Source organism: Mongoliibacter sp., from assembly GCF_007692705.1.
Lineage (GTDB): Bacteria > Bacteroidota > Bacteroidia > Cytophagales > Cyclobacteriaceae > Mongoliibacter.
Genome location: NZ_REBN01000137.1, coordinates 24,565 through 32,267, shown reverse-complemented (window position 1 = coordinate 32,267; position 7,703 = coordinate 24,565). Strand labels below are relative to the sequence as shown.

The following is a 7,703-nucleotide window of genomic DNA, read 5'->3' as shown; positions in this document are numbered from 1 at the left end:
GATTGGAATAATTATGTGAAATTTTAGCTCATTAGCTTGTTTTTCAACATAGGAGTCACAGAGTCCACAGAGATTTTCTCGCAAAGCTTGTCCCGAGAATCGGGAGAGAGCGAAGGCGCAAAGAAGCGCAAAGGAAGTTGGAGACAAAGTCTTTTGATTATTTCATCCGTGATTTAAAAATCAGTGCCTGATCTTAAGACTGCAATTATTCTTCTAAGCAAGTCAAAGGAAAAATTTTAACCACTACCTGTCCTGAAAAACGAGAAAAGTCCCAAAGGAGACACAAAAGAAAAGACTCTTCTTTTGTTTCCTTTTATTACCTATGTGGTTCATTAGAAAACTATCTTAAAGAAAGCCAAAGACAACCAAAACTAAGTTTTATCCTAGCTTTTGACCATTGCGCCACCATCAATAGTATAAACTGCCCCTGTAATCCAAGAGGCATCTTCAGAAGCTAGAAACAGTGCAAGCTTAGCCACATCATCTGGAAGACCAAGTCTTTTCAATGGGGTATTTTTCCCTGCATCCTCTACAGCTTTGGCTGGATCCGGAAATGCAACCGCTGAGGCATGGATAAAGGGAGTATCCACAGGCCCCGGGCAAATGCAATTTACCCTGACCTCAGGAGCGTAATCCACAGCTGCCTGCTTGGATAATGCCACAAGGGCTGCCTTGGATGCGCAATAAGCCGGATGATTGGGGAAATTTTTAAAAGCCGCAATGGAGGCATTGATCAATACGTTGCCGGTCAGGCTTTTTTTCAATTCCGGTAAGGCTGCCTTCAACAGGTAGAAAGCAGCATCAACATTTACGGCAAAGGTCCGCTGCCAAGATGCTGAAGGCAGGTCGGTAATTGCACCCAAACCCAGGGTACCTGCATTGACCGAGAGCCCATCAATTCTCCCATATTTCTCTAAGGCAGTTTTGACCAAATCCTGATTGTAGGACTCCTCGGCCACATCACCTGGAAGAAAAAAAGCTTCAGTTCCCAAACCTTTGATTTCATTTAGGAGGAACATGCCACTTTCCTCATTCCTTCCACTTAAAATCAATTTTGCCCCTTCTTGGGCAAACTTCAGCGCAATAGCCCTTCCCATGCCGGATGTGGCCCCTGTAATGATAAAAACTTTGTCTTTGAGTTTCATGAATAATGGATTTGTTCCTCAAGCAGAATAATCTAACCTATACCGTAAGCCGAGATAGCCTTTTAATGAAGATATTCCCTTACTTTTTTCTGAATAAACTTTTTCACCTTTTTCCAACTTTGCCCTTTGAGGCTGACTGGATCTTCACCTTCCTCAGCTTCCTCAAAATAAATCAGAGCCTGCGGAACAGAAATAAGAAGGTTTTGTCGCTGATACTTTTGCTGATGAAACATGATAAAGTCCTCCACTGAATAATGTTGGAGCAATTCTGCAATGTCCCAAAAGTCCTTCTTTTTGGCCCTTCCCAAAATAGCCTGGACCTTCATGGCGATGATATCTTCAGTAGAAAAAAACCTTATTCCATCAAGCACTTCAATGGGGCGGATTAGGGGAAATGGATGATTTACAAAATCTACTTTAATATTATCAATGTATGCAAAAAGAGCAAACTTGGGGGGTTTTTGTTCCATTAGAAATATATCACCGAATGTATTTTGGAGACGTTCAACCAATTCATCATGTTGAATAGGAGTGCATGAAAAAAGGTCTAAATCAACAGATATTCTATGGCCGTAAATTAAAGCCAAAGCGGTTCCACCTACTAAGCTAAATTCTTGTAATTCGGGGATAGCCTGTAGCTTCTTTAATAGGGAAAAAGTTCCGGGTTCGACTGTCTCAATTTGTAGCATCTGAATTCAGTAATAGGTTTATCAATCACAGCTGCGGCCAAATACATGGTCATCACAGGAAGAAACTTGGCGTTCAAGAGTACCTCTGAAATTTTTTCATCTCCATAATACCTTCTGCAATTTCTGATATCCGGTACATCTCCACGCTCAAATACCCGCTCAATGACAAACTTAGCCTTGGCATCATAGTCCAGGTTTTCGAAATCAACATCCCAAAAAATCCTTTTTTCAAACACCGGTTTTGCTTTATTTCCCATTTAATTGATATTATTTTGAAACAGCATTTTTAAATTTACGATTTACGAAGGACGATTTACGCGGCCTTCCGATTATTATACCTTTCAAATCTATTCAAACCCGTCTTTTTATCATAAGTATTATGTCTTGTATATGAATAAAATACGAATTACGAAGGGCAATTTACGAGACTATTCGATAATACTACCTTTCCACTGATTTCGAGCCAATCTTGTCTCCCCGATACGGGGCAGGCATTGATTCTTGGCTCTTGTTTCTTGTTTCTTGCCTCTCGTCTCTCGCTTCTTCAATTAAAACTTCTTCAGGTTTACTCCAACTTTCCCTTTCGCATGAATATGTATAGTAATTGCTTCTTTACTGGGATAAATTCCTTCAATCTCCAATGTAGGCTGAATGACATTGAAATCCGCAAAATCAGTGGTTATATTTCCCTGCCGCTGCAATTCCTCTTTGGCTGTTTCCATCATATCTCCAATGGATAATACTGCCATCTTTTTGATCTGTCGTTGCACTTTCCCTTTTCTCATCCTTATTCCCAAGTTTGTGAAGAAGTCACCCGTATCCACATCAAATTTAGGTTCATCAAAAACAAGGGCTTGACTTTCTTCATCATAACGGGGTTTCCCTGCAAAATACATTTTACCACTGACGTCTTTCTTCCCTTCTCTTATGGCCAAAAAATCCATGCTCAACAATGTTTTGTCTCCGTATTGGGAAGTTTTGAGATTTGAAGGTCTCAAAACAGTGGTCCTATTGGTTCGGATTTGCTGTCCTTGAAAAACTTGATTGAGGTAATTATCCAACTCTTCATAAGTAATGCGTAACGGAAGTGTCAGGTCAATCAGGTTTTCGGTATCCTCGTTCTTACTGATATTCGGAAGGGGCTTTTTGGGTACTATTGGCTTTTCACCCAGTTTGGAAAACATCTCCCCCTCTATCCCTAAATACAATACCAGGTTTTGGTCCAAGGTAAACTCTTCCTTCACTTTGACCCTTTCCGGAACGGAATAAAAATGGGCCGTAATCCCACCTTCTTGTATGGTGTAAGGTTCAGAAAAAGCATCCCAAGTCGATTGAGCCATGTTTTTAAAATCAAACTGGGTCAGGTCCGCAGCGGAAAACTGATTATCAATTACCCGTTGTAATTGATTTTTGATCAAAGGCTCCAGGTTTATTTCAAAACCCAGTAAGTTGTAACTCAAGGACCTGCCCCAGTTATCAATTTGTATATTTTTGACGTTTAGATCCCAGTTATTGCCAATTTCAGGTTTAAAACTGATTTCGGGGGAAAGGTTCTCATTGAATGGGAAATTGGTAGAGAGGTTTTGTCCAAAAACCCGCTTCTCAATTTTCAAATCTCCAATGGCCTTCATGGGTACTTTTACCTTGAGGGTGTTGTTTTCAACAGCCCGAATATTGATTTTTCCAGTGCGGGTGACATCCAAGTCTGCAAAAAGACCAGAGCCTAATTCAATTCCTTTATCAGCAAATAACTTGCTGCTCCAATCCTTATTCAGGTTTTCTTCCAAAAATGATATTGGTATCACTATTGGCACGTTGATTCGTGAAATGGCTGTAGGTAGTTCAGGCTGTGGTTCAGCCACAGGAACCCTGTCCGGGCGGATAGATCTACAGGAAAAGAAAGAAACGAGGATTAAGATATAGAGTAATCTTTGGGTGAAATTCATATTTGGTATTTGGCTTTGGATATTTTTCCTTATAGACTGCTTAATAGAGGAACTATTTTCAGGCCAAATTTATTAATCCCTTACTCATATTAAGAATTATTTAGAGATGAATTGGAATAAACTGGAAAACCTCACTCAATTGGATGAAATCATCAAGGAAAGTCAAGATAGGCCCGTGATGATTTTTAAGCATTCAACAAGTTGTTCAATCAGCAGTATGGCACTTAACAGGCTAAGCAGAAATTGGAAAACAGAAGATTCTGAAAAAGTTACACCTTATTACCTGGATTTGATCAGTTTCAGAGAAATATCGAATAAAATCGCAGATCAGTTTGGGGTTTATCACCAGTCTCCTCAGGTAATCCTTATCAAGGAAGGGAAAGCTACTTATGAAAATAGCCATATGGGGATTAACTATCAGGAGATCATGGATCAAGCAACCTGAAGAAACAAGTAAATATGTTCAATAAAAAAAACACCTGATAGTTTAGAAGCCATCAGGTGTTTTTGCATAAAAAAAGCCGGATGTGAATCCGGCTTTTTCAATTTGTATGTTATAAGAATTAGTTAAATGAATATCTCACACCAACTTGCATTCTCCAAACATTCGCAATGCTGTTTGAAAGTCTGAAAGTATCATTGATGATTTCAGTTGTACCTGGGTTGGTTGTAATTCTATAAACTGGCTCATTATTGGCATTTCTTCCTCTAAAGTTAAGAGGATTTCTTTGCCACTCGATTTGAGGAACACCCCACTCAGAGTTTAAAAGATTACCAACATTCATGAAGTCAAGTCTGAATTCCAACCTGTTTTTGTCGTCTCTTGTAACAAATACCCTTTGGATAAAGCTCAAATCAAAAGTATGTACCCATGGTCTAAGTCCAGCATTTCTGTCCAAAACAGAACCTCTGTTCTGACTCAATACTGCATCTTGATCGATGAAAGCATCAAATAGCTGAGCCTGAAGTTGTGGTGTATATACCACGTCGTTCAATGTAAATTCCTCGAAGTTCAACTCAGAAGCACTATTTGGAACATAAAGCAATCTGTTTGAAGCATCCCCGAAGTTACCGGCATAAGTATAGCTCCATCTTCCTGCATTACCACCTTCGTAGAATAAGGAGATAGTAGTATTCTTGGTAGTATAAGCCAAGTTAGCAATCAATCTCTGCGGCTGATCGTGTCCGGCAAAACCTAATTCAGGATTGTTTCTGTCCGTCTGCACAATTGATGGCCAAAGTGAAATCGCCTGAGAACCACCTGCTGCATCTAGGTCACGTGCTCTTGATAGGGTATAAGCTACACTTGTATAAAGTCCACCTTGGAAGGTTTTTTCCAAACTTACAGTAGCAGAAACGTAATCAGCTCTTCTATTGGCATTGGTTAACAAGAATGCGTTGGCAAAATCATTATCTCCTGAATAACCGGTATTTCTGGTGATATCAGTTCCGTCAGGTCTTTGGCCTGTGACAATATTTCTTGGACCCCAATAAGGTCTTTGGTCTGGCCCGTTCAATGTTCCATCAGGATCTCTTAAAATCAAGTTATTTGCTATAGGAGTAGTAACATCTCTAGAATAGATAAAGTCAAATGCACCTACGATACCAAAAGGCAACAATTTGTCAACACCCAAGTTGGTTCTCCAAACCTGAGGTAACCTGAAGTTTCTATCAGTCAAGTTCAATTCATTGGAAAGGGTTTGGCCTGGGTTTTCAGGATTATAAGCAGTTACATCTGGGTTGAAAATGATTCCAGCATCTACTACTTCTTGCCCTTCAAGGCCATAACCACCTCTTACAACACCGGATCCATTCACTTGGTTAGACAACCATACGAAAGGAATACGTCCGGAGAATACACCTGTACCACCTCTGATGACAGTAGACCTGTCTCCGTTAACATCCCAGTTTACACCAACTCTTGGAGAGAACAATGGATTAATTTTAGGGAATACAGAAACATCAGGAGTGAAGGTATTTCCATTAGGATCAGTGAAAGTTTTATTTAGATCATTCAACAATTCGTTTTGAGGAATATCGATCGGATAGAAAGGAAGATCAACTCTCAAACCACCTGTTACTTTCAACCTGGAATTAACTTGGTATTCATCCTGTACATAAAAACCTAACTGCCCAAATCTGGTAGCATCTGTTGGAGGAGTAGTAGATCCATCCAAAGCGAAACCTTTAGCAAAAGCATCTGGATATACATTTGGATTTCTATTGATTACACCTTCTACGAAGTTGTCATACCCAATGTATCTGTAGAAACCATTGAAAGTTGGGTTGAACGCATTGTCAAATGTCATGTATTCAAAGTTACCACCGAATGTATACGTGTGCTTACCTTTGAAGAGAGAGAAGTTATTGGTAATGTTAAGGATGTTGTTTTCCAATAGGTTACCTACAGTAAACAATTCGTTACCCATAGACATATAATAAAGCAAGTTACCAGACTCATCCGGTTCAAGTACTTCTACAAACGGGAAGTTCTGACCACCAGGGATACCTCTTCTAGGATCCGTAACAGAAGTATATCCAATATTCAATTGGTTGGACATATTAGAACCTATTCTACTGTTTAATTCCGCTACAATAGATTGAACTCTTCTATCATTGGTATAATTGGCATTTCTGAAGTTGATACCTTCTACACCTGTTCTGTTGGTGTTGAAATACCTAGTTTGGATATACCTAATTGAGTTACCGTTAGTAGGAACATCTGTGAAAGCACTGTAATCATTATACCTTACAGTCAATTTGTTATTTTGATTGATGTTGTAATCCAATCTCACGTTCAATCTGGTTTGCTCAGAATTGAAAGGATATGAATCAGGAGCTCCTGCATCATATCCATATACGCTTTGCAGTCGGTCTCTTACAAAATTAGCTTCAGAAAGTGGCACTCTGGAAATAAATTGACCGTCAGGAGTTTCACCATCTCTGGCTGCTCTTCTCAAAATTGAAGGCCTTAATTCAGTTTCAGTTTCGTAATTGACGAAGAAGAAAAGTTTGTCTTTAATGATTGGTCCACCCAATCTAAAGCCCATAATTTCATTTCTAGCGTCATTCTGAGGAATAAAATTCTCACCGATTTTGGTTCCTTGCATCTGATCATTTCTTAAGAAATAATAAGCAGATCCTTTGAAAGTGTTGTCACCAGATCTGGTAATTGCGTTAACACCAGCACCGGTAAATCCACCTTGTCTTACATCATAAGGGGCAAGGTTTACTTGAATTTCCTCAATTGCATCCACAGAAACAGGATTTCCACCTGCGAACTGTCCGGCACCTAGTCCGAAGTTGTTGTTGTAGATGTTACCGTCAATGGTAAAGTTATTGAACCTGGAAGAAGTACCTGCAAATGCATTACCATTGGACTGAGGTGTCAACCTGGTAAAGTCACTAACACTTCTTGTAACAGTTGGAAGAGAGTTGATTCTATCACCTCCAAGGTTAAGCGCAGCACCGGTACGGTCAGCATCAAGGATACCACCTTTGGTATTGATCACTTCTATTACTTCCAATTCCATCCCGTCAGACAATACTGCGTTGATGTTATAGTTTTGACCTAAGGATAGGTTGATGTTATCAAACACCCTGTCTTCAAAACCCACGAAAGTCACTGTAACTGAGTAGGGTCCACCTACCCTGATATTAGGTAGAACGAAGCGACCATCCACGTTGGATACTGCCCCGTACCTTGTTCCTGACGGTGTATGAACCGCCACAATGTTAGCACCAGGAAGTGTTTCACCGGATGTATCCGTAACAACCCCCTGCATGTTTGCAGTCGTAACCCCTTGCGAATATGCTGTACCGGCCGCAAAAACCAGCATCAACACTGCAAAAAGACTTTTAAGTAATGATTGCCTCATAATTTTTGTTTTTTGTGGAAAATTGAAATTTAGTTTAGGTTTTAC

Annotated in this window: 6 protein-coding genes; 1 reads left to right on the top strand and 5 read right to left on the bottom strand. The window is 39.8% G+C overall.

Annotation, left to right across the window (positions count from 1 at the left end; translation table 11 throughout):
• Positions 1-383: 383 nt before the first annotated feature.
• The 4 genes from EA341_RS07700 to EA341_RS07685 form a co-directional block, all read right to left on the bottom strand.
• Complete coding sequence (locus tag EA341_RS07700; protein WP_293012742.1) at positions 384-1,145, bottom strand: SDR family NAD(P)-dependent oxidoreductase; 762 nt, start codon at positions 1,143-1,145, stop codon at positions 384-386.
• Between the two features lie 62 nt (positions 1,146-1,207).
• Positions 1,208-1,834, bottom strand: a complete 627-nt coding sequence (locus EA341_RS07695; protein WP_293012741.1) for a nucleotidyl transferase AbiEii/AbiGii toxin family protein — start codon at positions 1,832-1,834, stop codon at positions 1,208-1,210.
• On the bottom strand, positions 1,789-2,091 hold the full coding sequence (locus EA341_RS07690; protein WP_293012740.1) for a hypothetical protein: 303 nt from the start codon (positions 2,089-2,091) through the stop codon (positions 1,789-1,791). The genes EA341_RS07695 and EA341_RS07690 overlap by 46 nt, the downstream gene beginning before the upstream one ends.
• A gap of 291 nt (positions 2,092-2,382) precedes the next feature.
• Complete coding sequence (locus EA341_RS07685) at positions 2,383-3,780, bottom strand: DUF4403 family protein (protein ID WP_293012739.1); 1,398 nt, start codon at positions 3,778-3,780, stop codon at positions 2,383-2,385.
• Positions 3,781-3,886: 106 nt separating this feature from the next.
• Between EA341_RS07685 and ytxJ the strand changes: the two genes are divergently transcribed.
• On the top strand, positions 3,887-4,225 hold the full coding sequence (gene ytxJ / locus EA341_RS07680; RefSeq protein ID WP_293012738.1) for a bacillithiol system redox-active protein YtxJ: 339 nt from the start codon (positions 3,887-3,889) through the stop codon (positions 4,223-4,225).
• 118 nt (positions 4,226-4,343) lie between these two features.
• Here ytxJ and EA341_RS07675 read toward each other — a convergent pair whose 3' ends face one another.
• On the bottom strand, positions 4,344-7,658 hold the full coding sequence (locus EA341_RS07675; protein WP_293012737.1) for a TonB-dependent receptor: 3,315 nt from the start codon (positions 7,656-7,658) through the stop codon (positions 4,344-4,346).
• Positions 7,659-7,703: the final 45 nt, after the last annotated feature.

Bases quoted from the DNA above. Each gene is read 5' to 3' on its own strand.
- EA341_RS07690 (WP_293012740.1), bottom strand. From the start codon at position 2,091: ATGGGAAATAAAGCAAAACCGGTGTTTGAAAAAAGGATTTTTTGGGAT.
- EA341_RS07685 (WP_293012739.1), bottom strand. From the start codon at position 3,780: ATGAATTTCACCCAAAGATTACTCTATATCTTAATCCTCGTTTCTTTC.
- ytxJ (WP_293012738.1), top strand. From the start codon at position 3,887: ATGAATTGGAATAAACTGGAAAACCTCACTCAATTGGATGAAATCATC.
- EA341_RS07700 (WP_293012742.1), bottom strand. From the start codon at position 1,145: ATGAAACTCAAAGACAAAGTTTTTATCATTACAGGGGCCACATCCGGC.
- EA341_RS07675 (WP_293012737.1), bottom strand. From the start codon at position 7,658: ATGAGGCAATCATTACTTAAAAGTCTTTTTGCAGTGTTGATGCTGGTT.
- EA341_RS07695 (WP_293012741.1), bottom strand. From the start codon at position 1,834: ATGCTACAAATTGAGACAGTCGAACCCGGAACTTTTTCCCTATTAAAG.